24 protein-coding genes and 2 other annotated features are annotated in these 26,491 nt (G+C 41.1%); of the genes, 22 read left to right on the forward strand and 2 right to left on the reverse strand.

All coding sequences use genetic code 11. The annotated features are described in order from the left end of the window. The first annotated feature begins 7 nt into the window (after positions 1 to 7). Positions 8 to 1,225 (forward strand): TraB/GumN family protein, encoded by a 1,218-nt coding sequence (locus tag BUB93_RS03615; protein ID WP_073269716.1) that lies wholly within the window; start codon positions 8 to 10, stop codon positions 1,223 to 1,225. A gap of 32 nt (positions 1,226 to 1,257) precedes the next feature. On the opposite strand, the gene BUB93_RS03620 is transcribed toward BUB93_RS03615, so the two are convergent. After that, entirely contained in the window at positions 1,258 to 1,581 is a 324-nt protein-coding gene (locus tag BUB93_RS03620; protein ID WP_073269717.1) for a nucleoside triphosphate pyrophosphohydrolase, read from the reverse strand. A 125-nt stretch (positions 1,582 to 1,706) separates the two neighbouring features. Here BUB93_RS03620 and BUB93_RS03625 point away from each other — a divergent pair, with 125 nt between their 5' ends. The 13 genes from BUB93_RS03625 to BUB93_RS03685 all read left to right on the forward strand — a co-directional run bounded on the left by BUB93_RS03625 (position 1,707) and on the right by BUB93_RS03685 (position 15,563). Further along, a complete protein-coding gene (locus BUB93_RS03625) occupies positions 1,707 to 2,528 on the forward strand; it encodes an aminotransferase class IV (RefSeq protein WP_073269718.1) in 822 nt (273 codons plus the stop codon). Then, on the forward strand, positions 2,525 to 3,238 hold the full coding sequence (locus tag BUB93_RS03630; RefSeq protein ID WP_073269719.1) for a DUF6873 family GME fold protein: 714 nt from the start codon (positions 2,525 to 2,527) through the stop codon (positions 3,236 to 3,238). The genes BUB93_RS03625 and BUB93_RS03630 overlap by 4 nt, the downstream gene beginning before the upstream one ends. 72 nt (positions 3,239 to 3,310) lie before the next feature. After that, positions 3,311 to 4,033 (forward strand): HAD family hydrolase, encoded by a 723-nt coding sequence (locus BUB93_RS03635; protein WP_073269720.1) that lies wholly within the window; start codon positions 3,311 to 3,313, stop codon positions 4,031 to 4,033. A gap of 42 nt (positions 4,034 to 4,075) precedes the next feature. After that, positions 4,076 to 4,276: a binding site (T-box leader), on the forward strand. Positions 4,277 to 4,316: 40 nt separating this feature from the next. Beyond that, positions 4,317 to 6,224, forward strand: a complete 1,908-nt coding sequence (thrS, locus tag BUB93_RS03640; protein WP_073269721.1) for a threonine--tRNA ligase — start codon at positions 4,317 to 4,319, stop codon at positions 6,222 to 6,224. A 223-nt stretch (positions 6,225 to 6,447) separates the two neighbouring features. After that, positions 6,448 to 6,969 carry a translation initiation factor IF-3 gene (gene infC / locus BUB93_RS03645; RefSeq protein ID WP_073269722.1) on the forward strand — a complete coding sequence of 174 codons (522 nt, stop codon included), beginning with the start codon at positions 6,448 to 6,450 and terminating at the stop codon, positions 6,967 to 6,969. A 70-nt stretch (positions 6,970 to 7,039) separates the two neighbouring features. Continuing rightward, the gene (gene rpmI / locus BUB93_RS03650; RefSeq protein ID WP_073269723.1) at positions 7,040 to 7,234 is read left to right on the forward strand and encodes a 50S ribosomal protein L35; all 195 of its coding nucleotides are present in this window, start codon (positions 7,040 to 7,042) and stop codon (positions 7,232 to 7,234) included. Positions 7,235 to 7,262: 28 nt separating this feature from the next. Beyond that, on the forward strand, positions 7,263 to 7,619 hold the full coding sequence (gene rplT / locus BUB93_RS03655; RefSeq protein WP_073269724.1) for a 50S ribosomal protein L20: 357 nt from the start codon (positions 7,263 to 7,265) through the stop codon (positions 7,617 to 7,619). A gap of 96 nt (positions 7,620 to 7,715) precedes the next feature. Continuing rightward, positions 7,716 to 9,086, forward strand: a complete 1,371-nt coding sequence (locus BUB93_RS03660; protein WP_242945319.1) for a TrkH family potassium uptake protein — start codon at positions 7,716 to 7,718, stop codon at positions 9,084 to 9,086. Between the two features lie 23 nt (positions 9,087 to 9,109). Then, a complete protein-coding gene (locus BUB93_RS03665) occupies positions 9,110 to 9,769 on the forward strand; it encodes a potassium channel family protein (protein WP_073269725.1) in 660 nt (219 codons plus the stop codon). After that, positions 9,769 to 10,560, forward strand: a complete 792-nt coding sequence (locus tag BUB93_RS03670) for a TrmH family RNA methyltransferase (protein ID WP_073269726.1) — start codon at positions 9,769 to 9,771, stop codon at positions 10,558 to 10,560. Before BUB93_RS03665 ends, BUB93_RS03670 begins: the two co-directional genes overlap by 1 nt. Before the next feature lie 40 nt (positions 10,561 to 10,600). Continuing rightward, positions 10,601 to 10,813, forward strand: a binding site (T-box leader). Positions 10,814 to 10,875: 62 nt separating this feature from the next. Beyond that, complete coding sequence (gene pheS, locus BUB93_RS03675) at positions 10,876 to 11,901, forward strand: phenylalanine--tRNA ligase subunit alpha (protein WP_073269727.1); 1,026 nt, start codon at positions 10,876 to 10,878, stop codon at positions 11,899 to 11,901. Between the two features lie 16 nt (positions 11,902 to 11,917). Continuing rightward, entirely contained in the window at positions 11,918 to 14,326 is a 2,409-nt protein-coding gene (gene pheT / locus BUB93_RS03680) for a phenylalanine--tRNA ligase subunit beta (protein WP_073269728.1), read from the forward strand. 37 nt (positions 14,327 to 14,363) lie between these two features. Further along, positions 14,364 to 15,563 carry an acetate/propionate family kinase gene (locus BUB93_RS03685; protein WP_073269729.1) on the forward strand — a complete coding sequence of 400 codons (1,200 nt, stop codon included), beginning with the start codon at positions 14,364 to 14,366 and terminating at the stop codon, positions 15,561 to 15,563. On the opposite strand, the gene BUB93_RS03690 is transcribed toward BUB93_RS03685, so the two are convergent. Next, entirely contained in the window at positions 15,556 to 16,323 is a 768-nt protein-coding gene (locus BUB93_RS03690; RefSeq protein ID WP_073269730.1) for a hypothetical protein, read from the reverse strand. The two genes, BUB93_RS03685 and BUB93_RS03690, sit on opposite strands and share 8 nt — an antisense overlap. A 171-nt stretch (positions 16,324 to 16,494) precedes the next feature. Here BUB93_RS03690 and BUB93_RS03695 point away from each other — a divergent pair, with 171 nt between their 5' ends. From BUB93_RS03695 to BUB93_RS03725, 8 genes are all read left to right on the forward strand, one after another. Next, entirely contained in the window at positions 16,495 to 18,051 is a 1,557-nt protein-coding gene (locus tag BUB93_RS03695; protein WP_073269731.1) for an FGGY-family carbohydrate kinase, read from the forward strand. Positions 18,052 to 18,113: 62 nt separating this feature from the next. Continuing rightward, positions 18,114 to 22,379: a 2-hydroxyacyl-CoA dehydratase gene (locus tag BUB93_RS03700; RefSeq protein ID WP_073269732.1), complete on the forward strand. Its 4,266-nt coding sequence runs from the start codon at positions 18,114 to 18,116 to the stop codon at positions 22,377 to 22,379. A gap of 23 nt (positions 22,380 to 22,402) precedes the next feature. Continuing rightward, on the forward strand, positions 22,403 to 22,570 hold the full coding sequence (locus BUB93_RS11360) for a hypothetical protein (protein WP_159432055.1): 168 nt from the start codon (positions 22,403 to 22,405) through the stop codon (positions 22,568 to 22,570). Between the two features lie 442 nt (positions 22,571 to 23,012). Continuing rightward, positions 23,013 to 23,957: a sugar-binding transcriptional regulator gene (locus BUB93_RS03705; protein ID WP_073269733.1), complete on the forward strand. Its 945-nt coding sequence runs from the start codon at positions 23,013 to 23,015 to the stop codon at positions 23,955 to 23,957. A 24-nt stretch (positions 23,958 to 23,981) separates the two neighbouring features. Then, the gene (locus BUB93_RS03710; RefSeq protein ID WP_073269734.1) at positions 23,982 to 24,404 is read left to right on the forward strand and encodes a transcriptional regulator GutM; all 423 of its coding nucleotides are present in this window, start codon (positions 23,982 to 23,984) and stop codon (positions 24,402 to 24,404) included. A gap of 52 nt (positions 24,405 to 24,456) precedes the next feature. Further along, positions 24,457 to 24,981 carry a PTS glucitol/sorbitol transporter subunit IIC gene (srlA, locus tag BUB93_RS03715; RefSeq protein ID WP_073269735.1) on the forward strand — a complete coding sequence of 175 codons (525 nt, stop codon included), beginning with the start codon at positions 24,457 to 24,459 and terminating at the stop codon, positions 24,979 to 24,981. Between the two features lies 1 nt (position 24,982). Then, positions 24,983 to 25,978: a PTS glucitol/sorbitol transporter subunit IIB gene (gene srlE / locus BUB93_RS03720; RefSeq protein WP_073269736.1), complete on the forward strand. Its 996-nt coding sequence runs from the start codon at positions 24,983 to 24,985 to the stop codon at positions 25,976 to 25,978. Between the two features lie 152 nt (positions 25,979 to 26,130). Then, complete coding sequence (locus tag BUB93_RS03725; RefSeq protein WP_073269737.1) at positions 26,131 to 26,484, forward strand: PTS glucitol/sorbitol transporter subunit IIA; 354 nt, start codon at positions 26,131 to 26,133, stop codon at positions 26,482 to 26,484. Positions 26,485 to 26,491 lie beyond the last annotated feature (7 nt).

The raw sequence follows: 26,491 nt of genomic DNA on the forward strand, positions 1-26,491 counted from the left end.
GATTAAAATGAAATATGAGTCCAGTTTACTAAAGAAATGGCTAGGTGATGATTTGGAAGAAAAAAACGTTCACAGGATAAAACTAAATGACAAGGAAATAATACTGCTGGGTACAGCCCATGTCTCGAAAAATAGCGCTGAACAGGTTAAAGAGCTTATAGAAAGAGAAAAACCCGATTCAGTATGCATAGAGCTTGACGAACAAAGATACAAGTCCATAAAGGACAAGGATAAATGGCGAAATACGGACATAGTCAAGATAATTAAAGAAAAAAAGGCCGGCTTCATGCTCACCAACATCATACTGTCCAATTATCAAAGAAAGATTGCCGAACAGTTTGAAATAAATGCAGGCCAAGAGATGATACAGGGAATCAACTCCGCGGAAGAGGTTGGGGCTAAAACCGTTTTGGCAGACAGAAACATCCAAACCACATTTGTCAGGCTATGGCGAAAGGTATCTCTATGGGGCAAGATAAAGCTGATTTCCAGCATAATGTACAGCCTTATAGACGATGAGGCGATTACCGAAGAGGATTTGGAGAGGATGAAGACAGAGGATATGCTCACATCCGCATTGGCGGAGCTTTCAAAGGCATTTCCTGATCTTAAGAAATACATAGTGGACGAGAGAGATCAGTATCTTGCCTACAAAATAAAAAATGCCCCCGGTGAAAAAATACTGGCGGTTTTGGGAGCGGCCCACACTCCGGGAGTCAAGCTGGAATTGTTCAAGGAGCAAGACATAAAGGAGCTTGACAGCATTCCGGAAAAGTCGATGTTTTCAAAGTTGAGCGGATGGATAATACCGGGACTGATAATTCTTATGATAATGCTGACGTTTTCAGTGGACAGCAGTCTAGGAATAAACCAAGTCATAAATTTCGTGCTGTGGGTTGGGACACTGGCGGCGATAGGGACGTTTTTGGCATTTGGTCATATATACTCCGCCATAACATCATTTGTAATGGCTCCTTTTAGTGCGATAAATCCTTTTCTTGCCACGGGGTGGTTTGCAGGGTTGATGGAAGCGCATATAAGAAAACCGAAGGTGGAAGATTTTGAGAACTTGTCAAAGGATCTATACACGTTGAAAGGTTTCTGGAAAAACAAGGTAACCAGGATATTGCTGGTCGTAGCCTTTTCGAATATTGGATGCACCATAGGAATTTGGATAAGTGGAGCAAACATCGTGAGTACGTTTTTTGATATTTTTTTCAGGTAACATAGCGAGCGGCCATGGCCGCTCGCTATGTTTTAGCTTTCCTCTTCTTCTACTTCTTCCAAGAGAAGTCTTTTATTGAAAGAACCTTGAGCTTCCCTTTTTTTAAGCCTGAGATAATCTATATGCATAGGTTCATAATCCTTCAACTCGACAAGGCATTCTAAAGCCTCATAAATGTCTGCTAGCTCCTCCTCGTTGTCGGACTCCCTAAACTCTTGAATCTCTTCGATGATTTTATCTATCAAGGCATCATGGTACTCTTTCTCGTTTAATTCTTTAACGGAGTGCTTTCTGCCGCTTTTTTCTATGAGCTCTGGAATTTTGTCTCGAATAAGCTTGTTGTAAGTAATTTTCATGATTTCACCTTCCCGAAGTTTTAATATTTACAATATATATATCCAATAATGAAATGATTAAAACTATACTCTATAACAAACCTTGTGGTAAGATAAAACTAGAATGATATTTGGAGTGATATGACATGGCAGAGATGGTTGGGAAATATTTTTTATTAAACGGAAAAGTTCTGGTAACCGCAAAAGGTGATGTTTCCTTTAAGGGATCTAGCATATACGAAGTGATGAAGGTCTTAAGGGGCAAACCGTTGTTTTTAAAGGATCATTTGAATAGATTCAAGATATCCTTGGAGATGGCGGGATTTAAAGACCTTCCCGATATGGAAACCATAAAAAAGCAGGTATGGGAGTTGATTGATATCAATGATATCCCAGGTGTCAACGTAAGAATCGTAATATCCCCAAATGAGGATGGATACGACCTGATGATGTACTTGTTAAAAACTGCAGCTCCCCCTGAGTTATCAAGGGATTTGGGGGTTTTAGCCAGGACTTATAAAGGCAGACGAAAGGATCCCAATATAAAAAGCACTGCTGAATCATACAAGGATCTCCTTGAAAAACAGGAGTATCAAGGAGTTTTTGAGCTATTGTTCGTAGATGAGAAAAACGAGATTTTAGAGGGCAGCAAAACGAATGTATTCTTTGTTAAAAAAGACGGCATCTATACAGCTCCTGCAGGAAGCGTTCTTCCTGGCATTACAAGGAAACAGATATTTAGCATTTGTATGGAAGAATCTATAAATATAACTGAAAAGTACATCTCGGTGAAAGAGTTGGAGGAAGTCGAGGCGGTATTTTTAACAGGAACTTCAATAGGAGTGCTCTCAGTATCTAAAATAGATGACATGAATTTTGACTTGAATGATAAAACTGTTTCGATGCTTGCTGAAAAGTATGAGGAGAGAGTATCAAGAGATATAGAGAGCGCGGAAATGCCTAAATGAAAATATGTCTTGCATCTGAAGAAATAAGAAGGGAATCCAGAGAAAGCATTCTAAAGCTGGTGGATAAGCTAATCTTCATTAAGCCTTTGGAGGATCTATACACAGCAATTAGTTCTCATGGGGATATTCAAGTATGTCCCGTCGGAAAGAACAAAATAGTCGTCCATCCCAAAATTCACCATGAAACCTTGGGGTCGATGAAAAAAGCTGGCTTGGAGGTATTGACAGGCCAAATGGAGCTTAAAGGAAAATACCCTGAAAACATCTATTACAATGTGGGAATATGCGGCAAGTACTATTTTCACAAGCTGTCGCATACGGATTCCATCGTGAGAGCAGAGCTCGCGAAAGAAAACATAAAACCGGTCGGAGTAAGACAAGGATACGCAAAGTGCTCCATGATATCAATTGGCGGCAGCAGAGCAGTAACTTCTGATCCAGTCATTGGAAAAAAAACTTTAGGTTTGGGCATAGAAACCCTTCTTGTCCCGCCCGGAGGGATTCTGCTGCCCGGACTTGATTACGGATTCATAGGAGGCTGCTGCGGAGTGGATGAAAGTGAGAAGGTAGTCTTTTTAAACGGCAGCACGGATAAATACCTTTACGGTGAAGAATTGAGAGCTTTTATAAAAAAAGCTGGATATGATTTAGTGGAACTCCATGGGGGCGCCCTCGAGGACATAGGAAGCATTTTCATATTGGAGGTTTAAATATACCGCTATTTTGTTTGAATCAACAAAATAGCGGTATATTTAAAAAAAGACATAAATGGAGGTGGCGGCATGAACACGGCAGCCTTTTTCGATGTAGACGGAACGCTGTACCGGGACTCTCTTATGGTGGAGCATTTTAAAAAACTAATAAAATACGAGGTTTTAGACCCTTCAATTTGGCATGGAAATGCAAAGCGGAAGTTTGAAAACTGGGTTAAAAGGCACGGAGACTATGAAGACTATCTCCTAGAGATCGCCCAGATCTATCTTGACAGCATGAAGGGACTGGACAGGGATTACATCAACTTTATAACAGACCAAGTAGTCAAGCTTAAAGGGGAGCGGGTATATAGGTACACCAGAGACAGGATAAAGTGGCACCTAAGCCAAGGCCACAAGGTAATATTTATTTCGGGGAGCCCCTCTTTTCTAGTAGAGAAAATGGCCCAAAAATATGATGTAGACTACTATATAGGCACGGAATACCTAATAGATGAAGACAACAAATTTACAGGAGAGATCGTGCCAATGTGGGAGTCGGAAAGCAAGAATAAGGTAATTGAAGAATATGTAAACAAGTTGGGGATTGATCTTGATTCAAGCTACGCTTACGGGGATACAACAGGGGATTTTGCCATGCTCAGCATGGTGGGTCATCCGGTGCTCATAAACCCTATCAAAAAACTGGTAGAACAGTTTCAGGCAGATGACAAGCTAAGGGCAAAGGCAAGGATTATAGTTGAGAGAAAGGATGTCATCTACCAGATCCCTGCGGATGTGGAGATTCTCTAAACAAAATATTTGACATGGATTAAAAGCTTTAATATAATAACTTCAAAGACGATGAACAGGACACGCTGCAAGATTCCGGTTTTTAGAGAGAAGGCACAAAGCTGAAAGTGCTTTTAAATCAGGGCTTGTGGGCACCACCTTGGAGTTGCAGGTTGAATCAAGTAGGCCTAGCCGGGATGACCGTTATCAAGATGAGAGGATTTCAATCAATTAGGGTGGAACCGCGTATATTACGTCCCTTGCTTCGGCAAGGGATTTTTTGATTTTAAACGGAGGGATAAAAATGATAAAGATTACTTTGAAAGATGGAAGCGTTAAAGAATATGATAAACCCACTACGGCGTTTCAGGTGGCTAACGATATTAGTGAAGGTCTGGCAAGGGTAGCCTGCGCTGCGGAGATTAACGACGAGCTGGTGGATCTCAGGAAAGAAATACATGAATATTGCAGCTTAAACATCTTGACATTCGACAGTGATGGAGGAAAACATGCATATTGGCATACCTCAACGCATGTAATGGCCCAAGCAGTAAAGAGGATATTTCCAGAGGCGAAGTTGGCTATCGGTCCGGCTATAGACAACGGGTTTTATTACGATTTTGATGTAGAGAAAACATTCACCCCTGAAGATCTGGAAAAGATCGAAGGAGAAATGAAAAAAATCATCAAGGAAAAGCACAAGATAGACAGGTTCGAGCTGCCTAGACAAGAAGCCATGGAAAAAATGAAGGACATGGGGGAAGACTACAAGGTAGAGCTGATAGAAGGCCTTCCTGAAGATTCGGTAATCAGCTTTTACCAACAAGGTGAATTTATAGACCTCTGTGCAGGTCCCCATCTTATGAACACAGGGAACCTAAAAGCATACAAGCTCTTGAGCATCGCCGGAGCTTACTGGAGAGGTGACGAAAAGAACAAGATGCTCCAAAGGATATACGGGACGGCATATCCTAAAAAAGCAATGCTTGACGATTATATCAACCGTTTGGAGGAGGCAAAGAGAAGAGATCACAGAAAGCTGGGAAAAGAGCTGGACTTGTTTTCAATACAAGAGGAAGGTCCTGGATTTCCATTTTTCCATCCAAAGGGAATGGTGCTAAGGAATGTACTTGAAAATTTCTGGAGACAGGAGCATGACAAGTACGATTACCAAGAAATAAAAACTCCTGTGATTTTGGATGTGGAGCTTTGGAAAAGATCCGGACACTGGGGTCATTACAAGGAAAATATGTACTTTACTCAGATTGATGACAGGGAGTTTGCTGTAAAGCCGATGAATTGTCCAGGTGGCATGCTTATGTATAAAAGGGCTATGCACTCATACAGGGATCTTCCGATTAAGATGGCGGAACTGGGATTGGTCCACAGACACGAGCTTTCAGGAGCTCTTCATGGGCTCATGAGGGTGAGAAACTTCACTCAGGATGATGCCCACATCTATATGACCAAAGAACAGATAAAGGAGCAAATCATAGAAGTAATAGAGCTGACAGATAAAATCTACAAGGTCTTTGGATTTACATACAGGGTGGAGCTTTCAACTAAACCTGAAAAGGCAATGGGAGATGACAAGGATTGGGATATAGCCACTGATGCTTTGAGGGAAACCCTGGAGGAGAAGGCTATAAACTACCGTATAAACGAAGGGGACGGAGCGTTTTATGGACCCAAAATCGACTTTCACCTGGAAGACTGCATAGGAAGGACTTGGCAGTGTGGAACGATACAGTTGGATTTTCAGATGCCTGAGAGATTTGATCTGACGTATATAGGCGCAGACGGTGAAAAGCACAGACCGGTAATGGTGCACAGGACAGTGTTGGGAAGCATCGAGAGATTCATAGGAATACTTATAGAGCACTACGCAGGGGCATTCCCTTTATGGCTATCTCCCGAGCAGGTGAGGATTATGCCTATAGCTCCTGCTCATCACGAATACGCTAAAGAGATTGCCGCTATGTTGAAGGATAATAACATCAGAGCCGAACTGGATTTAAGGGATGAAAAAATAGGTTACAAGATCCGTGAAGCCCAGCTTCAAAAGACTCCTTATATGCTGATCCTAGGCCAAAAGGAAGTTGATACCAAGACTGTTTCCGTAAGATCCAGAAGAGAAGGAGACTTGGGTTTCTTGGGGAAAGAGGATGTTTTGAAAAATCTTTTGGATGAAATCAAAGAAAAACGCAATTAAGGTTGACTCAGGAGCGAAGAATGTGATATGATTCCTTGGTAACGAAGTAGAAGGTCCACTTCTCACCTTGGGTTCTAAAGGATTCGGGTCAATATGTTTTAATTGTTAATTAAGGCAGGTGGATATTTCTACCTGCCTGTTATTTATTTTATAGGAACTTTAAAGGCTAACAGGCCGATAAGTCAAAAAGCGCCAAGGCGTTTTTAAATTAATACGGAGGTGTATACTTATCAGTAAAGAAATCCAAATCAATGAACAGATCAGGGACAAGGAAATCAGAGTAATAGGTGACGACGGCGAGCAGCTAGGAATAATGACATCAAGAGACGCTCAAAGGCTAGCTGACGAAAAGGAACTGGATCTGGTTAAAATCAGCCCGAATGCAAAACCACCGGTTTGCAAAATCATGGATTACGGAAAATTCAAATACGAGCAAAGCAGAAAAGACAAAGAAGCCAAGAAGAAGCAAAAGGTCATCAATGTAAAGGAAATAAGAATGTCTGCTGCGGTACAAGACCACGACCTTAACGTAAAGGCCAAAAACTGCATTAAGTTTTTGGAAAACGGAGACAGGGTTAAAGCTTCGGTTAGGTTTAGAGGAAGAGAAATGGCCTATACGGATACAGGCAGAGAGCTTTTGATGAAGTTTGCCGATATAGTCGCTGATTCCGGAAAGGTTGAAAAACTACCGGTCATGGAAGGCAGAAGCATGGTTATGTACTTGGTGCCTAAAAAAGAAAGTTAACAGACATCAAACCAATTTAGTTTGATTATAAATGAACCAACTTATACATATAACGGAGGGAGGAAGCAAAATGCCTAAAATGAAATCCCACAGAGGAGCGGCAAAAAGATTCAAAGTTACAAAATCCGGAAAGGTTAAAAGAGCGAAAGCCTTTAGAAGCCATATTTTAACTAAAAAATCTCAAAAGAGAAAAAGAAAGTTAAGACAAAACGGTTACTTGGAAGGTGCAGATGCTGCAAACATGAAAAAAATCTTACCATATTAATAAATAAAATCAGACAGGAGGTTAAGAAATGGCAAGAGTAAAAAAAGCGATTAACGCTAAAAAGAAGCATAAAAAAATATTAAAACTCGCTAAAGGCTACTACGGAGCTAAAAGCAAGCAGTTCAGACCAGCAAATGAAGCCGTAATGAGAGCCCTTAGATCAGCATATTCAGGAAGAAAGCAAAAGAAAAGAGATTACAGAAAGCTTTGGATATCAAGAATCAATGCAGCTGCAAGAATAAATGACATCAGCTACAGCAGATTGATGCACGGTCTTAAGCTTGCAGATGTTCAGATAGACAGAAAAATATTGGCTGAGTTAGCAGTTGCTGACATGACAGCATTTACGCAATTGGTAGACGTTGCTAAGAGTAAACTAAACTAAGATCCCTTGGGATCTTTTTTTTGTAATTCAAAACCTTGCAATTATTAAATTTTTATATTATCATTGCCTTAATGTCAGCGTAAAGTGGGGATTGTCTTGAGAGAAAAATTTATTAAAATAATGAAATATTTCATTAAAAGAGACCGCATAAAAACTCCCCAAATTCTCGTGTTTGGGTTTGGATTAATTATTGTCTTTGGAACGATGCTCTTGATGCTGCCTCAGGCAACTGCTGTTGGGGAAAGCCCGGGGGTATTGACAGCTCTTTTTACAGCCACATCAGCGGTTTGTGTTACAGGCCTGGTTGTCGTGGATACTGCTACATATTGGTCGGGTTTTGGTCATGGAGTCATACTGTTTTTAATACAGGTAGGGGGGCTTGGCTTTATGACCATGACTACCTTTATTTTTTTGATCGCCGGAAAGCGAATCACCATCAAGGAGAGGATCCTGATAAAGGATTCTTTAAGCTCAAACACCTTGGAGGGTGTGGTTAAGTTCGTCATATACATTTTGATGTTTACTTTTGTGGTCGAGGTAATTGGAGCGGTTCTGCTTTCAACCAGGTTCATTCCCGAATATGGATTATCAGAAGGCATAAAGATGTCGGTTTTCCACTCCATATCCGCTTTTTGCAATGCGGGGTTTGATCTTATGGGAGATTACAGAAGCGTGACCCCATATGTTGAGGATGCTATTGTAAGCCTGACGATTATGATGCTTATAGTGCTGGGAGGCATTGGGTTTGCAGTAATAAACGATTTGTTTAAGGTCAGAAACTTAAAACAGATAAATTTGCATACCAAAGTTGTGCTATCCGTGAGTGGAGCCCTGATAGCCTCTGCAGCTCTTCTGTTTTTTTTGCTGGAATCAGGAAATCCCCAGACTTTGGGGAACCTCTCTTGGCCAGGCAAGATGTTGGCGTCGTTATTTATGGCAATCACCCCTCGTACTGCAGGCTTTAATACGATAGACACAGCTTCATTGACAAATGGCACGCTGATAATTGTGATGGTGCTGATGTTCATTGGAGGTTCCCCGGGTTCCACTGCTGGAGGGATCAAGACAAGCACATTCGGCGTTGTTCTGTTTTCATTAGTTTCGATTTTGAGAGGAAGAAAAGAAACGGAAGCTTTCGGAAGAACAATAACATCAGATGTGGTAAAGCGGGCAATCGCGATCATCATAATAGGAGTAATATTGTTGATGTTTGATATAGTGCTTCTGACGATAACGGAAAGTGCCTCCTTGACTGAAATCATGTTTGAAGCAATATCAGCTTTCGGTACTGTGGGACTAAGCATGGGCATTACCCCTGATTTGACTCCTATAGGCAGAATGATAATAATAATCACGATGTTTATTGGCAGGGTAGGACCACTTACCATGGCTTTTGCTATTAGAGAGATACAGTCAACTCACGAAAGTGGCAGGTATAAATATCCGGATGGGAAAATCCTGGTATAGTCTATAAATGAAGAGGATGATATATGATGAAACAATTTGCAGTTTTGGGAATAGGCCGTTTTGGCTTCAGCCTGGCTTCTAAGCTATATGATTTAGGATACGATGTTCTAGCCATAGATAAGGATGAAGAGCGGATTAAAGCCATAGCCGACATGGTTACGCATGCTGTTCAGGCTGATACTACAGATATCGACACTTTGAAATCCATTGGGCTAAAAAATATCGACTGTGCCATAGTGTCCATTGCTTCTGACATCAATGCCAGTTTGATGACGGTGTTAAACGTTCAGGAGCTTGAAATTCCGGAGATTTATGCAAAAGCTCAAAACGAGCAGCATGCAAAGGTATTGCACAAAATAGGTATCGAAAAAGTATTCTTGCCTGAAAGGGATATGGGAAAAAGGGTTGCCCATTACATGGTATCAAACAAGATACTAGACCTCATAGAACTTGATCCGGAACACAGCATAATAGAAATCAATGCATTAGAACAGTGGGGAGGAAAGAGTCTTCAAGACCTAAAGCTTAGGATTAAGCACGGAATAAATGTCATAGCGATCAAGCGGGGAGATGAACTGAACATATCACCGGTAGCCACGGACGAGATTGAAGCCGGTGATATTTTGGTGGTAGTGGGAGATAAGCGCTGTTTAGCAAAAATAAAAACAGATGATGGTAGATAATGTTATATATATCGAGCAAAGACAATCAGAAACTAAAAATGTTGATCAAGCTAAAACAAAAAAAACATAGGGATCAGTTCGGGAACTTTGTGCTGGAAGGTTTTAAATCCGTAGAACTGGCTATGGAAAACGGAAGGACAATAGATTCGATCTTCATGTCAACGACATATTACCGTGACAACCTAAAAAAATACAAGGAGCTTGCCGGTGTCGCTTCTGAACGAATATATATCGTTGAAGACAGGCTTTTAAAAGCATCTTTTGATACAGTCAGCCCCCAGGGCATAATGGCGCTGTGCTCTATCGAAGATTTTACATTTGATAAGATCGATTATGAAAAAGCCTACAGGGTTGTAATGCTGGACAGAGTTCAAGATCCTGGGAATCTAGGGACCATAATCAGAACTGCTGATGCAGCAGGCTACGATATGGTGGTTTGCACCAGGGGTTGTGCAGATGTGTACAGCCCGAAAGCGGTTAGGGCTACCATGGGATCTGTCTTGAATATTGATATCCTTCGAGAGGTCAATGGGGAAGAATTCATAGCTTATGTCAAGAACCTAGGTTACAAAATCATTTCAAGCTCACTGGAAGGCAGTTTAAATTACAAGGATGTTTCAGTAACAGACAAATCCGTGCTGGTATTCGGAAATGAAGGTTCAGGTATTGACAAGACAATTTTGAATGAAAGCGATCATTTGGTGAAGATTCCGATCTACGGCAAGGCGGAGTCACTGAACGTTTCCGTTGCAGCCGGGATTTTACTGTACCATTTTTCACCGGATTATTGACTTTTTAAATTGAAATGTTATAATTTAATGTAATTGCATATTTAAAACGATGATGGAGATAAGTATGCCCTGACGTCTTATTTAGAGAGAGAATCGTATTGCTGGAAGGTTCTTATAAGGCTGGGTTGAAATTCACTCCTGAGTGCAGGATGGAAACATTAGTACATTTTGCCGGCAATTGCCGTTAATAATTTAAGTGGATGTGCTTGAGCGCATCAATCAGGGTGGTACCGCGGTATTAATCGTCCCTTGCCTACGGCAAGGGTTTTTTTTATTTAAATTAAATGGAAATCGTTCAGTCGAAAGGAGTCAACAATGAAAGAGCAGTTAATGGCGGTAAAAGAAACATTTGTAGAAGAAATCAAAAGAGCTGATTCATCTGATAAGCTTGAAGAGATAAGAGTGAGAGTGTCAGGTAAAAAAGGAGCGCTGACGTTGCTCTTAAGGGATATGGGCAAGCTTTCCAAAGAGGAGAGGCCTGCGGTGGGAAAACTCGCCAACGAGGTTCGTGAAGCCATAGAAAATACATTGGCAGATCAAAAGGAAAGAATCATCGAGATGGAGCACGAAAGGCAATTTGAACTAGAGGCTATTGATATAACATTGCCGGGGAAAAAGCCTGACATAGGGAGCCATCATCCCCTTAACATAGTGATAAAAGACTTAAGCGACATTTTTATAGGTCTAGGATTTTCTGTCGAGGAAGGTCCGGAAATAGAATGGGCAGAGTACAATTTCGATCATTTAAATATTCCTAAAGATCATACTTCAAGAGATCATCAGGATACATTTTATGTTGATGATGACAAGGTGCTGAGAACCCAGACCTCTCCGATTCAAATAAGAACGATGATGAAGAGCCAGACTCCACCCATCAGAATATTGGCGCCGGGAAGGGTTTATCGCTCCGACGAGATCGACGCCACCCACTCCCCGGTATTTCATCAGGCTGAGGGCTTGGTCATTGATGAAAACATCACGATGAGTGATCTAAAAGGCACACTGGATCTGTTTGCAAAGGAAATGTTCGGATCGGATACAAAGACGAAGTTCAGACCCCATCAGTTTTACTTTACAGAACCTAGCGCGGAAATGGATGTGACATGCTTTATATGTCACGGCAAAGGATGCAGGGTTTGTCAAAATACAGGTTGGATAGAAATACTGGGATGCGGAATGGTCCATCCCAACGTATTAGAGGTATGCGGCATAGACTCCGCCAAGTACAGCGGCTTTGCCTTTGGAATGGGACTTGACAGGATAGCGATGATTAAGTACGGAATAAGCGATTTAAGGCTGATGTTCGAAAACGACATAAGATTTTTAAAACAATTCAGATAAACGGGAGGAATCACAAATGCATGTTTCATTGGAATGGCTAAAAGAGTTTGTAGATATTAGCGACATAGACCCGGTAATATACTGTGACGAAATGACTATGAGTGGTAGCAAGGTGGAATCCTTGGATATACTGGGAGAAGAAATTGAAAAAGTTGTAGTGGGAAAGATTGTTAAAATTGAATCTCACCCCCAGGCGGACAAGCTGGTGATTTGTCAGGTGGACGTGGGAGATCAAACGCTGCAGATAGTGACAGGTGCGGACAACATAAAGCAAGGGGATAAGATACCGGTAGCGCTTCCGGGAGCAAAGCTTGTTGGAGGACTTAAAATTAAAAAAACCAAGCTAAGAGGAGTTGAGTCAACAGGGATGCTGTGCTCGGCAGGGGAGCTTGGAATGAAGACCAGTCTGATGCCCAAAGAGGAAACAGAAGGAATATTCATATTCAAGGAGGACTACGAGCTGGGTATGGATGCGAAACCTCTTCTTGGACTGGATGATACAATAGTTGAATTTGAGCTTACTGCCAACAGGCCGGATTGCCACTCGATCATTGGAATGGCTAGGGAGACCTCAGCTACATTTGCCAGACATCTTTTAATGCCGGTAATTGATATAGATGACAATTCAGGAATCGGCAAAATTGATGAGAAGTTGTCGGTAGAGATTCTTGATACTCAAGCATGCCCCAGGTATGTGGCGAGGATGATGAACGTCAAGTCGATAGGACCCTCGCCTGCATGGATGGCGAGGAGGCTGTTGAACTGTGGGATCAGACCAATTAATGTGATAGTGGACGTGACAAATTATGTTATGCTAGAGACAGGTCAACCACTTCATGCTTTTGACTATGCAAAGCTGGGAAGCGACAAAATAGTGGTCAGAAGTGCTTTAGAGGGTGAAAAAACTACTACCTTGGACGGAAGCGAAAGAATTTTGGACGAAGACGCTTTAGTCATAACAAATGGAGATATACCAGTTGCTATTGCCGGAATCATGGGAGGAGAAAACTCCGAGATAGGAAGCGATACGGAAACGATAGTAATAGAATCAGCTAATTTCGAAAAAAACCGGGTAAGAAATACAACAAAGAAATTGAATTTCAGAACGGACTCTTCAACTAAATTCGAGAAGGGTATCGACCCTGAACTGGCAGGTTTAGCAGCCGACAGAGCAGCGCAGCTCCTAATTGAGCTGGGGGCTTGTGAGCTGATAAACGGAAAAATAGACGCCTATGTCAACAAACCGGATACAAAAGAGATTAAGGTGGAGGGCAATTGGGTCAATGAGTTTATAGGAATAGATATTACTGTTGAGGAAATGACAGAATACCTTGAAAGATTGGAGCTTGCAGCCTCTATTGAGGGTGGTGTCATAACTGTGAAAGTCCCTACTTTTAGGCAGGATCTTGACATAAAAGAAGATATTGCAGAGGAAATTGCCAGACTATACGGCTATAACAATATACCCAATACAGTGATAAGCGGCACGGCAACTGAGGGTGGGAGATCGCTATCTCAAAAGTTTGAAAATGACGTCAAAGACACTTTGGTAAATAATAATCTTTACGAAATTTTGACCTATTCATTTACCAGCAGAAACAAACTTATGGATATGAACTTATCTAGTGATGACGACTTGCTAAATGACAGCATTGAGCTAATAAACCCTCTCGGCGAGGAAAACAGCCTCATGAGAACCACTTTGCTGCCAGGCATGCTTCAAGTCATATCCCATAACTACAACAGAAACCTGACTGAAGGAGCGTTTTTTGAATTTGCGGTAAAATATATAAATGCCGGGGATAGAGACTGCCTGCCCGTAGAGACAAAAAGCCTTTCGTTGGGAATGTATGGCGAAAAGGACTTTTTCAGTATCAAGGGAATAGTGGAGCTGATAATGGAAAAAGCCAGGATTCCGAGTCAGAGAGTAGAGTATCTGAAAGGAGCGCTTCCGATTTATCATCCCAACAGAAATGCTATAATAATGGTTGGAGGACAAGAAATCGGCTACTTCGGCGAAGTGCATCCCAAGGTCTGTAAAAACTACGACTTGCCGGCAAAAACCTACTGTGGAGAGTTAAACTTCGAGAAGATATTTGAGCTGTCTAACAAGGAGATAAAATTTGAGGAACTACCAAGATATCCGGGTATCCTAAGGGACTTGGCGTTTTTAGCTGAAGAAATGCTTCCTGCAAGAAAAATAGAGGACACCATAAGAAAAAGCGGTGGGAATCTACTTAAGGATGTTGTGCTGTTTGACGTATACCAAGGCTCCCAGATACAAAAGGGGCATAAAAGCATGGCATACTCTCTGTATTTCCAGGCAAGCGACAGAACCTTGACTGATGATGAAATAAGAGCGGTCATGGATAAGATACTGGATAGCTGCAAAAATGAGCTGGGAATAAGCTTAAGAGATGCTTGATCCGAAACTAAGCTGATAAAGGAAAGGGTTTGAGACCATGAACATGTTGGTTATAAATTGCGGAAGTTCATCCATAAAGGGACAGCTGGTAAAAATGCCCGATTACGACGTAGCTGCAAAATTCAGTATAGGCCGGGTCGGGAAAGAGGATGCTCATTTCAGCATCAAGGCTAAAGGGAGGGATGATTTTTTTGAAGTCATCCCTGTCAGAAACCACGAAGAGGGTATAAAGTCAATGTTGAGACGATTATTTGAAGGTCAAGACAAGATAATGGACATGGAAGATATTGCTGCGGTTGGGCACAGGGTCGTACATGGGGGAGACAAAATGAGCGATTCGGTATTGGTTGATGAAAATGTGATTGACTATATCGAGTCCATATGCGACTTGGCTCCACTGCATAATCCCGCTCATCTTGCGGGTATAGAAGCTTGCAAAAAGCTGATGCCGGGAGTGCCACAAGTAACGGTTTTTGACAATGGATATCATCATGAATTGCCTAAAGCTGTTTACACCTATGCAATTCCTTATGAGTACGCCGAAAAATACAATATCAGAAAATTTGGATTCCATGGAATCGCCTTTAGAAGCATGCTTGAGGATTGTAAAAAGATACTTGGTGAAAGCCTGGATGGGAAAAAAATAATACTCCTGATGCTAGGTAGCGGAACTACGGCTAACGCTTCTATGAATGGTAAATCATGTGAGGTCAGCACCGGTTTTACCCCCTTGGAAGGCTTGATACAGTCTACAAGATCCGGGGATACGGATCTTGCAGTGTTTACATTTTTGATGAAAAAAGAAGCCTTAACCCCTGAAGACATAGACGATATGGCCAACAAACAGAGCGGGTGGTTAGGAATGTCCGGGATAAGCAGCGACATGAGGGAGATTTATGATGCCGCATCCAAAGGGGATGATCGGGCAAAAAATGCTATCGATGTGGTCTGCCACAGAATAAAAAAATATATCGGAGCATACGCCGCTGTATTAGGTGGCGTGGACGTAGTGGCCTTCGGCGGCGGCGTCGGCGAGCATGCCTGGTACATAAGGGAAAAAGTTCTTGAAAATTTGGAGTTTTTGGGAATTGACCTTGATGTTGAAAAGAACAGGGAATTTACCGGTGAGGGAGCCATAACCTTTTCCAATTCCAAGACCAGTGTTTTAGTGACAAAGGTGGATGAGGAGAAGGTTATAGCTGAGGATACCTATAAAATCATAGATAGTCTTATATAAGTTTAGATTGCTTAGTAAAATTAATGAACATACTTGTTATGAATACCTGTGTTATTATCAAAAGAATACTCTGAAGAAACGCCATGGTTAAATTTGATATCATGGCGTTTCTTATCACAAGGGACAAAAGATAATCGACACCGTTTAAAATCAAAAAAACACTTGAGACAACGATCAATAAATTTAACAGCATGTGTTTAGCGTATCTTTTTAGGAGTTGGTGGCTTTTGACAAAACCTTCTCTAACCCTGGTGTTTTCAAGAACCACAAAATGGCTCCAAAAAATTACGTTCATGTAAGCTGATAGCATTATAGCAATATATACCATCATGAATACGACAGAATTGCTAAAAAGAGAAAAGAGGCTTCCTGCTAGTAGCGAAAGGGCAAAAAAACCTAAAAGCAACATTAAAAACCCGGTCAGCAGCATAAACAGCTTTTGTCCGATAAGCACGAAAATCTCAAGGAATGCAAACTTGCGGTTTTCGATAAAATTTCTGGAGACAATCATGACAAAAGGTATCATAATTAGAAATACCACGAAGTTCAGAAGGAATATGGTGGTTATAATGGAATCGGGAATGGCCAGGACGGCTTCCACAGTTCCATCCCCCATGTAAATAAATAAAAAACTGTAGCTTATGAAAGGTATTGCAGCCAGATACAAGAAAATACTAATAGATGATTTGATTATGCCTATTGTTACAAGCAGATGTTCTTTGAGGGTCAATATTTTTTTAGAATACAATTGGTCCAACATTATTAGCAAGCCTCCTAGATTATATGTCTACAATATATTATATATCAGTAGTATCCGTTGTCAACGAATGGAGTTTACCTAAGATTGAAATTAACTAAATTTTAATCTTAATAATATATGATATAATCATGGATGGTGAAATCAACCGGCGAAGGAGTTGGGTCTGGGTTTATGAAAAAAACAGTGCTGTCCCTTGATTGCGGAACACAAAGCATTCGGGGTATGATATTCGATGAAAACGGAAACTTGCTGGCAAAAGAAAAAATAATATATGATCCTCCCTATGTGTCTCCGGAACTGGATTGGGCTGAAAGGGACGCTTTGCTTTATTGGAAGGAGACCGGATTAATCTGCAATAGACTGAAGGCAAATCATCCGGAGCATTTCAATTCTGTCATTTGTGTTGCCATAACTACTCAAAGGGACACCTGCGTACCGGTGGACATAAAGGGGGAACCTCTAAGAAATGCCATACTGTGGATGGATCAGAGAAAAATAGCCAGCCCAAAACCTATCGGAAGATTATATTCCTGGGGAACAAGTGCGGTAGGTATGAGAAAGACGATAGAGAATTTCAGCAGGAGCTGTCCTGCTCACTGGATTATGGAATATGAAAGTGATATATGGGAAAAAACTCATAAATATCTAATGCTCTCTTCTTTTTTAAACTATAAGCTCACCGGAAAATTTATAGATTCTGTATCCGGCCAGACTGGTCACCTGCCATTTAACTATAAAAAGCAGGTGTGGGATGGGAAATGGGGGCTAAAGGGCAGAGTGTTCCAGATTCCGTCACAGAAGCTCTGCGATATAGTTCCTGCTGGGACGGTTATAGGAAAAATAACTGAAGAAGCCGCTCTTGAGACCGGATTGCCGGTGGACTTGCCTGTAATAGCATCAGGGTCTGACAAAGCCTGTGAGACACTGGGTACGGGATGCGTATCTGAAGAGATTGCAAGCGTTTCTTTGGGATCTCAAGCTACAATAGAGACGATGTCGGAGAGATATTACGAGGTTCAGCCTTTCATACCGCCATTTCCTTCGGCCATTGATAAGAAATTCAATCCTGAAATCAGCGTATACAGAGGCTTTTGGATGATTTCATGGTTTAAAAATGAATTTGCCTTCAGGGAAATCCAAAAGGCACAGGTCACGGGAGAAGCACCTGAGGATGTGTTGAATCGGGGCTTGAAAATGATTCCTCCTGGCAGTGACGGGTTAATGCTCCAACCATTTTGGGGCAATGAGCTTACGAGACCAGAATCAAGGGGCTCAATTATCGGGTTCAAGGAAGATCATACAAGGTTTCATATATACAGAGCAATAATTGAGGGCATAGGATTTGCACTCAAAGAAGGAATGGAGAAAATCCAGAAGAAATCAAATGTGAAGATAAGCAGGGCCGCCATGTCAGGGGGAGGAGCCCAAAGTGATGAAATATGCCAGATTATGGCGGATATCTTAAATAGAGAGACATATAGGGTTCAGACCCAGGAAACTTCAGGATTGGGTGCGGCCATATGCGCATTTAAAGGTATGGGCGTTTATGATAGCTTTGAAGCAGCTGTCCATGCCATGGTTAAAGTTAAGGATGTTTTCAGCCCTGACAGAAATACTTCCGATATTTACGCACAGCTGTACGAAAAGGGGTATGCAAAAATTTACAAAAGGCTAAAGCCTATATATATGATGATGGAAAAGATTGAACATGAAGATATTGACAAATGACGCTAATAGGAATAAGATATATAAATTGATTGTAAAGTCATATTGGGAGGAATAAGCAATTGATGTCAGATAAAAAGCGCTACAATTTGGGACTGGATGTAGGATCGACTACGATTAAACTTGTGGTTCTGGAAAATGATAAAATTACATACAGCGTATACAGAAGGCATTTGTCGAACATAAAATCGACGATAAAATCGGTAATTGAAGAAGCCTACGACCAAATAGGAAATATTGAACTTAAAGCATCCGTTACAGGCTCCGGAGGGTTGTCTGTTTCTAAATGGCTGGGCATAAAATTTGTACAGGAAGTCATAGCATCCACATTGGCAGTGGAAAAGACTATCCCTGATACTGATGTAGTTATAGAGCTTGGCGGAGAAGATGCTAAAATTACTTACTTTGACCATTCCATAGAACAGAGAATGAACGGCACTTGTGCTGGAGGCACGGGTGCGTTCATAGACCAAATGGCTTCCCTTTTGGAGTGTGACGCATCTGGTCTCAACAATTTAGCCAAGGAATACGGGGTTATATATCCCATCGCTTCAAGGTGCGGAGTATTTGCTAAAACCGACGTACAGCCGCTTCTAAATGAAGGGGCAAAAAAAGAAGACATCGCTGCTTCCGTCTTTCAAGCAGTGGTAAATCAGACCATAAGCGGATTGGCTTGCGGCAAACCTATAGTGGGGAATGTTGCATTTTTGGGAGGTCCTTTGTATTTTTTATCAGAGCTCCGAAAGAGATTCATAGAAACTTTGGAGATGGAGGACGACCAGATAAGGTTTCCGGAAAACTCCCAGCTTTTTGTCGCTCTAGGAGCAGCATTCGATTCATTTGAAAATCATGAAACTACAAGCCTGGGGGAAATCATGGAAAAAACCTCCGGTATGGGTGATGTACAGTTAAAGGAAATACATAGGCTGGAACCTCTTTTTAAAAGCGAAGCGGATCTTTTGGAGTTTAGGAAAAGGCACGAAAGGGAAAAAGTCAAGCGAGAGGATATATCTTCGTACAAGGGCAAGGCTTATCTTGGAATTGATGCCGGGTCAACCACGTCCAAGGCGGCGCTGATAGGGGAAGAAGGCCAACTTCTTTACACCTACTATAGCGGAAATCAGGGGAGTCCGTTAAATCAAGCTATTGGGATACTAAAGGAAGTATACTCCCTTATTCACGAAGACATTAAGATAGTAAATGGAGCAGTGACGGGATACGGCGAAGCACTTATTAAATCAGCGTTAAAAATAGACATTGGAGAGATAGAGACCATGGCCCACTACAAGGGGGCAAAATACTTTCTTCCTCAGGTGGACTTCATACTGGACATTGGTGGACAGGATATGAAGTGTATAAAAATCGTCGACGGAATAATTGACGATATAGTATTGAACGAAGCTTGTTCTTCCGGATGCGGGTCGTTTTTGGAGACTTTCGCAAAATCTTTAGGCTTAGATGTGCAAGGCTTTGCAAATGCGGCGCTCCTTGCCGACAGCCCGGTAGATCTTGGAACAAGATGTACGGTATTTATGAATTCCAGGGTGAAACAGGCACAAAAAGAGGGAGCAAGCGTAGGAGATATTTCTGCAGGGTTGTCTTATTCTGTCATAAGGAATGCTTTGCAAAAGGTAATCAAGATCAGGAATATGGATGAACTGGGAGAGAACATAGTCGTCCAGGGAGGTACTTTCTACAGCGACGCGGTACTCCGTGGGTTGGAGAAAATATCTGGAAGGAATGTCATAAGGCCGGATATTTCCGGAATAATGGGGGCTTTTGGTGCCGCCTTGATAGCCAGGGAACGATACGACGGATCCGAAGAATCGTCCATGTTAAAGTCTCAAGAACTGGAAAAATTTAATATAGACATCAAATTTAAACGGTGCAAAGCATGCACAAACAACTGCCTTCTTACAGTCAACAAGTTTTCTGATGGAAGAAAGTACATTTCCGGAAACAGATGCGAAAAAGGACTGGGTATATTGGGTGGAGTGAAAAAGCCCGAAATGCCCGACCTTTACGATTATAAATATAAAGAGCTGTTTGCTTATGAAAACAATAAAAAGCATGAAAGTCACAGGGGCACTGTTGGAATCCCAAGGGTACTTAACATGTACGAAAACTACCCTTTCTGGCATACGTTCTTTACTGATTTGGGCTATAATGTAGTAATTTCGCCCCACAGCAACAAAAAGATTTTTGAAGAGGGAATTGAGACCATACCCTCTGAATCCGTGTGCTACCCTGCTAAATTGGTCCATGGACATATCGTGAACCTATTAAAACAAGGAGTGGATATGATATTCTACCCCTGCGTACCTTACGAGGAAAAAGAATTCAAAGAAGCAGACAACTGTTATAGCTGTCCCATAGTGACTTCATATCCCGAGACCATAAAGCATAACCTGGATGATATAGGCATATCTGAGACGGAATACGTAAACTTCTTCATAACGATGGAGAACTATGACAAGATAAAGACCAGACTTGTTGTAGAATTCGCAAAAAGAGGATTTGAAAAGGAGCATATAGCATCAGCCTGCAAAAAGGCATGGAACGAAAGAGTCTCGTTCAGACAAAAAATCATGAAAAAGGGCGAGGAGACCCTTGAATACATAAATAAAAACAATCTAAAGGCAATAATCCTTGCAGGAAGACCATATCATGTGGATCCCGAGATACACCACGGAATACCGAATCTGATAAAAGATATGGGAATGGCGGTTTTGACAGAAGATTCAGTATCTCATTTGGGAAAATTGAGCGAACCGCTGCGGGTTCTCGACCAATGGAAGTATCACACCAGACTATACGCCGCTGCGGAGTTCGCGTCACGAAATGAGAATATAGAATTCGTGCAGTTAACGTCATTCGGCTGCGGCATAGACGCTGTAACCAGCGATCAGGCCCAGGAACTTCTTAAAGAAAAGGGCAGAATATACACGCTAATCAAGATTGACGAAGGAAACAATCTCGGTGCTGTAAGAATAAGGCTTAGATCCCTTAAAGCGGCCATGGATGATAGGGTTGGCAATAATTACCAGATCGGAAATGTTAAGAAAAGGCCTAAGCCTCCAAAGTTCACTGCTGAAATGAAAAAGAACCACACATTGTTGGTACCTCAGATGTCTCCTATACATTTTGACTTCATCGAAGGGGCTATGTCCAAGTCGGGATATAATGTAAAAGTACTGCCGGATGTAGACAACAACGCAATAGAAGAAGGGCTAAAATACGTTAACAACGATGCTTGTTATCCCTCCATACTTGTAATTGGGCAGATGATGAATGCCTTGAAATCAGGGGAGTATGATCTGGATAATGTTTCCTTGGTCATGTCTCAGACAGGGGGACCTTGTCGGGCTTCTAATTACGTTGGATTTATCAGGAAGGCACTAAACGACAGCAATATGGGACACATACCTGTTATTTCGGCCAACCTGACAGGGTTGGAGAGAAATCCCGGATTCAAGATTTCTATCCCCATGGTCAATAGAGGCATCATGGCTATGGTTTATGGAGATTTGTTCCAGAGGGTTTTGTATAAGACAAGACCTTATGAAAAGACAAAAGGATCTGCCAATAAGCTCTATGAAAAATGGAGAGACCGGGCTAAGGGAAACATAGAGTCAGGAAATCTTATAGAGTTTGGTAAAAATATGGAAAGAATAGTAAACGAGTTTGACGCTCTTGCCTTAAAAAGCGAGATAAAACCCAAAGTTGCAATTGTTGGTGAGATTTTGGTTAAGTACCATCCCACTGCAAACAACGATTTAATAAACGTTCTTGAAGAAGAAGGAGCTGAAGTAGTTGTTCCTGACATTTTAGATTTTTTCCTTTACTGCGCGTACAACGGAGTTTATAAACACCATGCATTTTATACCAGCAAAAAGTCCATGAAAAACAGCAGCAGGTTTATCGGACTAATTGAATGGTACAGGAGCAGAATGAAAAAGTGTCTAGAAAAAAGCGAAAGGTTTAGACCCCCGACCCCCATAACCCATAAGGCTAAAATGGCTCAAAAGCTTATAGACTTAGGCAATCAGGGAGGAGAAGGGTGGTTTTTGACTGCTGAGATGATGGAGTTGATTGAAGAAGGCATCGAAAACATAGTGTGCGTGCAGCCATTTGCATGTCTGCCCAACCACGTAATGGGCAAAGGGATGATGAAGCCCATACGGGCCATGTATCCTTATGCCAATATCGCTGCTATTGATTATGATCCGGGAGCAAGCGAAGTCAACCAGTTGAACAGAATAAAACTCATGATGGCAGTCGCAAACAAGAACTTAAAGAAAAAAACTCTAAAAGATCACGTTTCTACATAAGAATGCAAGTATCATAAGGTCAATTGGCAGATGATGCGGCATTAAAAAGACTAGCAGAATTTTTGTTAAAAGAAGATATGGGCATCAAAGGCATGTACAGGTATGGGGGAGATGAAATGCTCATCATTATCAAGGATGACGCAGCTACATCGTCCATATGCTTTAACATAGTGGTTGAATATTTGTCATGAATACTCACAGGTATAAAATAATATTACGGTCACTGTAGGAGCCCCAGTACACAAAACGAAATACAAAGAGTTATTAAATATTGCGGATATCGCTTTGTACAAAGCAAAGAAAAAAGGAAGAAATTGTTTTGTAATAGTGGTTAAAAGGACCGGTCTGTAGGCTGGTCCTTTTTTCAGTTGAATTTGCCAAAGACAATAAAACAATGGTTTAAAAAAACAACATTTTATGAAAATGTATTTTGAAAACCCGGTTGAGAAAATTTTAAAAAGCTTGATTTTCCAACATGTAACGAGATGTAAACGGAAAGACATAAAATATTGTAACAAAATATTAAATAAAAAGTGTTGACTTTCGTTTTCATACAGGGTATTATTTAAGCAAGAAATGAATATCAAGGTGTGAAACGAATTTCACACGAATGATTGTGAAAGGAAATTCGCTATGGATTACAGATATGATGTCCGCCTAATGGTTAGATGTGCCAAAATGCATTATGAAGATAATTTGAAACAAAATGAAATAGCGGAAAAACTTGGCGTATCCAAAGCTACAGTCTCAAGAATCATAAATTATGCTAAGGAAAAGAAGATAATTGAATTCAAAATAAACAATCCGTACCCGGAAGAAATCTTAGAGCTTGAGAAGAAGATTGAAGACAAATACGGTTTGACTGAGGTCATAATTGCAGATTTGGGCTCCGAAGATGAAAGCGATATCAAAAAGGCTTTGGCTAAGGAAGCAGCCAAATATTTGACCAGGGTCTTAAAGCAAGGGATGCTAGTTGGCGTTTCCAGTGGAACCACCTTAGCTGAAATACCAAGGTACATTGAAAACACAAAAAACAACGACATAACTTTCGTACCCATGGTAGGAGGAAACGGCCAGTATATGCCGAATATTCAAACTAACAATATAGCCCTTAACTTTGCCAGAGTCTTAAAAGGAAACTCAAAGATACTTCACGCTCCGGCAATAGTTGAAAAAATTGAAAATAAGAAAATGCTGATTGAAGATCCCGGAATAAAGTCGGTTCTCTCTTTGACTGATAAGCTTGATATAGCACTAATGGGGATAGGATCATCTACCTTGCAATCTAGCGTAAAAATGATTGCAGAGTTCTTGACAAATGAAGAACTGGAGCAGATTGCCGAAAAAGGAGCAGTTGCAGACGTCTGCAACATATTTGTAGATAAATTTGGAAACGGTGACAAATTCGAATCAAATCAAAGAGTCATAGGAATTTCTCTGGACAACATCAGAAGAACCCCATTAAAAGTTGGAATAGCAGGTCACATAGATAAGCTTGATGCGATAAAAGGGATTTTGAATACAGACTTAATAAACGTGTTGGTTACTGATATCAGTATTGCCAGAAACTTGGCTTGATGAAGGATCCGAGGAGGGTTTTAAATGGAAAATATGACTAGGTTGGTTTTTATATTCTTTGCTCTATTCATAGTGCAAGGGGCAATGACGTTTTTTCAGATTAAGAATTATAAAAAAAATGTCTCCGAAATCAGAAGAAAGGGAGACATGCTGATAGGCCAAGCAAAGGGAGGAATAAAATCCGGATGCATAGTAATAATGTCTCTAGACGATAAGGGTAATATCACAGAAACCAGATGCATGGCAGGAAGAACGGTTTTCAACAGGTTTAAGAACATCGATGATTTTAATGGGAAGAATGTATATCAATCCCATGAGTGGACGCAAAACATAAAGAACAAACAGATAAGAAAAGCCGTGGAGACGGCAATAAACACAATGAAGGATCAGCTTAGTTCCATGGAAGAAGATTCTGAAGAAGGCAGCGAAAGCTCGGTTGCGACGTAAATGACAGGATTTATATAATTCTGTTAAATATAATTAACAAGGAGGATTTTAGATGGATTTTTTAGCTAACTTGGCAGAAGGCTTTATCGGCTTGTTCAACGCTGGTGGAGCGACATTCATGGGATTGGTAACAGGCATAATCCCAACACTGGTAGTTCTTATTACCTTTGTAAACTCTATAATCATGATTGTCGGAGAAGAAAAGGTGGAAGGATTTGCCCAAAAGATGACAGGCAATATAATAACGAGGTACACGGTATTTCCCGTTATTGCGATGTTCTTCTTGACTAACCCGATGGCATACTCATTCGGTAAGTTCTTGGAGGAAAAATACAAGCCTGCATTCTACGATGCAGCAGTATCATTTTGTCATCCTATAACCGGATTGTTTCCCCATGGCAATCCAGGAGAACTGTTTGTATGGCTGGGAATCTCCAGCGGAATAACAGAGCTGGGCTTGTCAATAGCAGGTCTTGCGGTCAGATACTTTTTAGTAGGTGTAGTAGTAATACTTATAAGAGGTATCGTGACAGAAAAGATTACTTTCATGATGATTGCAAGAAAAGAGGTGAACTGATATGGCTTACAATACTATTAGAATCGAAAAAGGAAAAGGCGGTTGGGGCGGTCCATTGGTGATAAAGCCCGATTCAAAGAGAAACAAGGTAGTTTCTGTTACTGGTGGAGGAATAGATCCCATATCCCAAAAAGTGGCTGAATTATCAGGATGCGAGACGGTAGATGGTTTTGCAACTTCTGTTCCGGATGACCAGATATTTGTGGCTATAGTAGATTGTGGAGGAACAGCGAGATGTGGAGTATATCCTAAAAAGGGCGTATATACCATAAATCTTACTCCGGTAGGTCAATCAGGACCTTTGGCTCAGTACATCAAGGAAGACATTTACGTTTCAGGAGTCAAGGAAGAAAATGTAACACTGGCTGAAGAGGGTGCACAAGTAACTCAAACAGCTAAGTCAGAAAGCTCTTCCAGCACTGCTTCAAAAGCTTCATCAAACGGTAATGGAAACGGTAATGGAAACGGCAAAAGCAGTTTTATAGTAAGGATGGGCAAGAGCGTCGGTGGAGTAGTAGGGAAGTTCTTTGCAGCCGGAAGACAAACAATACAAATGGTTATAAACAACATCCTGCCATTCATGGCATTCGTATCGATGTTGATTGGTATTATATCCGAATCAGGTATAGGCGAGATTATAGCTCAAGCGATTGCGCCGATATCAGGAAGCCTTCCAGGATTATTGGTTGTATGTATGATATGTGCGCTTCCCGTATTATCGCCGATCCTTGGACCGGGAGCGGTTATTGCTCAGGTAGTAGGGGTTTTCCTAGGTGTTGAAATAGGAAGAGGAACAATACCACCTCAATACGCTCTTCCTGCACTATTTGCGATAAATCCACAAGTTGGTTGCGACTTTATCCCTGTAGGACTTAGCTTGGGAGAAGCAGAACCTGAAACTGTTGAAATCGGTGTGCCAGCGGTACTTTTTTCTAGAGTCATAACAGGCCCTATAGCTGTAGTAATAGCATGGGCAGCAAGCTTTGGATTGTTTTAAATTTCTTTGGTGCGACGCCAAGCGTCGCACCAGTCTATTAAAGATGTTAGGTTTGAATATAAAGTGGCACTTGGTGCTCAAAAGGAAAATGGCGGTTGAATGATTTTGAATGTATGCAAAAAATCGTTCAATAGCTAAACTTGGAGGGTGAAATGAAATATAACGTTAAAATTACAGGAATTGGAGACATAGCTCTAGATTTTCTAACTGAGGACATGCTAATAATTTTTAATGATAATGCACCACCTGAATTAAAGGAAATATCTGTGCTTCACGAAGCGTCCAATCTTTCAGAAGACGTTAAAATAGGGGATTTGGTTGAAATATGTGGGAAAGAATATTTTGTTTCAGCTGTAGGGGATGAAGCAAATCACACACTAAAGAAAATGGGACATTGTTCTTTGAAATTTGACGGTTCAGAAGATCCACAACTTCCGGGAACAATACATTTAAAAGGGGAAAGCAATCCGGAAATAAAAATCGGTGAATATATAACAATAATGTAAACTGGGA

Source organism: Alkalibacter saccharofermentans DSM 14828, assembly GCF_900128885.1.
GTDB classification, from domain to species: Bacteria; Bacillota; Clostridia; order Eubacteriales; family Alkalibacteraceae; genus Alkalibacter; species Alkalibacter saccharofermentans.

Excerpts from the sequence above, each read along its gene's own strand:
- BUB93_RS03630 (WP_073269719.1), top strand. The coding sequence starts at position 2,525 with ATGAAAATATGTCTTGCATCTGAAGAAATAAGAAGGGAATCCAGAGAA.
- BUB93_RS03700 (WP_073269732.1), top strand. The coding sequence starts at position 18,114 with ATGTCAGATAAAAAGCGCTACAATTTGGGACTGGATGTAGGATCGACT.
- BUB93_RS03685 (WP_073269729.1), top strand. The coding sequence starts at position 14,364 with ATGAACATGTTGGTTATAAATTGCGGAAGTTCATCCATAAAGGGACAG.
- BUB93_RS03725 (WP_073269737.1), top strand. The coding sequence starts at position 26,131 with ATGAAATATAACGTTAAAATTACAGGAATTGGAGACATAGCTCTAGAT.
- BUB93_RS03705 (WP_073269733.1), top strand. The coding sequence starts at position 23,013 with ATGGATTACAGATATGATGTCCGCCTAATGGTTAGATGTGCCAAAATG.
- BUB93_RS03615 (WP_073269716.1), top strand. The coding sequence starts at position 8 with ATGAAATATGAGTCCAGTTTACTAAAGAAATGGCTAGGTGATGATTTG.
- rpmI (WP_073269723.1), top strand. The coding sequence starts at position 7,040 with ATGCCTAAAATGAAATCCCACAGAGGAGCGGCAAAAAGATTCAAAGTT.
- thrS (WP_073269721.1), top strand. The coding sequence starts at position 4,317 with ATGATAAAGATTACTTTGAAAGATGGAAGCGTTAAAGAATATGATAAA.
- BUB93_RS03620 (WP_073269717.1), bottom strand. The coding sequence starts at position 1,581 with ATGAAAATTACTTACAACAAGCTTATTCGAGACAAAATTCCAGAGCTC.
- srlE (WP_073269736.1), top strand. The coding sequence starts at position 24,983 with ATGGCTTACAATACTATTAGAATCGAAAAAGGAAAAGGCGGTTGGGGC.
- BUB93_RS03670 (WP_073269726.1), top strand. The coding sequence starts at position 9,769 with ATGTTATATATATCGAGCAAAGACAATCAGAAACTAAAAATGTTGATC.
- BUB93_RS03690 (WP_073269730.1), bottom strand. The coding sequence starts at position 16,323 with ATGTTGGACCAATTGTATTCTAAAAAAATATTGACCCTCAAAGAACAT.
- pheT (WP_073269728.1), top strand. The coding sequence starts at position 11,918 with ATGCATGTTTCATTGGAATGGCTAAAAGAGTTTGTAGATATTAGCGAC.
- BUB93_RS03665 (WP_073269725.1), top strand. The coding sequence starts at position 9,110 with ATGATGAAACAATTTGCAGTTTTGGGAATAGGCCGTTTTGGCTTCAGC.
- pheS (WP_073269727.1), top strand. The coding sequence starts at position 10,876 with ATGAAAGAGCAGTTAATGGCGGTAAAAGAAACATTTGTAGAAGAAATC.
- srlA (WP_073269735.1), top strand. The coding sequence starts at position 24,457 with ATGGATTTTTTAGCTAACTTGGCAGAAGGCTTTATCGGCTTGTTCAAC.
- BUB93_RS03710 (WP_073269734.1), top strand. The coding sequence starts at position 23,982 with ATGGAAAATATGACTAGGTTGGTTTTTATATTCTTTGCTCTATTCATA.
- BUB93_RS03635 (WP_073269720.1), top strand. The coding sequence starts at position 3,311 with ATGAACACGGCAGCCTTTTTCGATGTAGACGGAACGCTGTACCGGGAC.
- BUB93_RS03695 (WP_073269731.1), top strand. The coding sequence starts at position 16,495 with ATGAAAAAAACAGTGCTGTCCCTTGATTGCGGAACACAAAGCATTCGG.
- BUB93_RS03625 (WP_073269718.1), top strand. The coding sequence starts at position 1,707 with ATGGCAGAGATGGTTGGGAAATATTTTTTATTAAACGGAAAAGTTCTG.
- rplT (WP_073269724.1), top strand. The coding sequence starts at position 7,263 with ATGGCAAGAGTAAAAAAAGCGATTAACGCTAAAAAGAAGCATAAAAAA.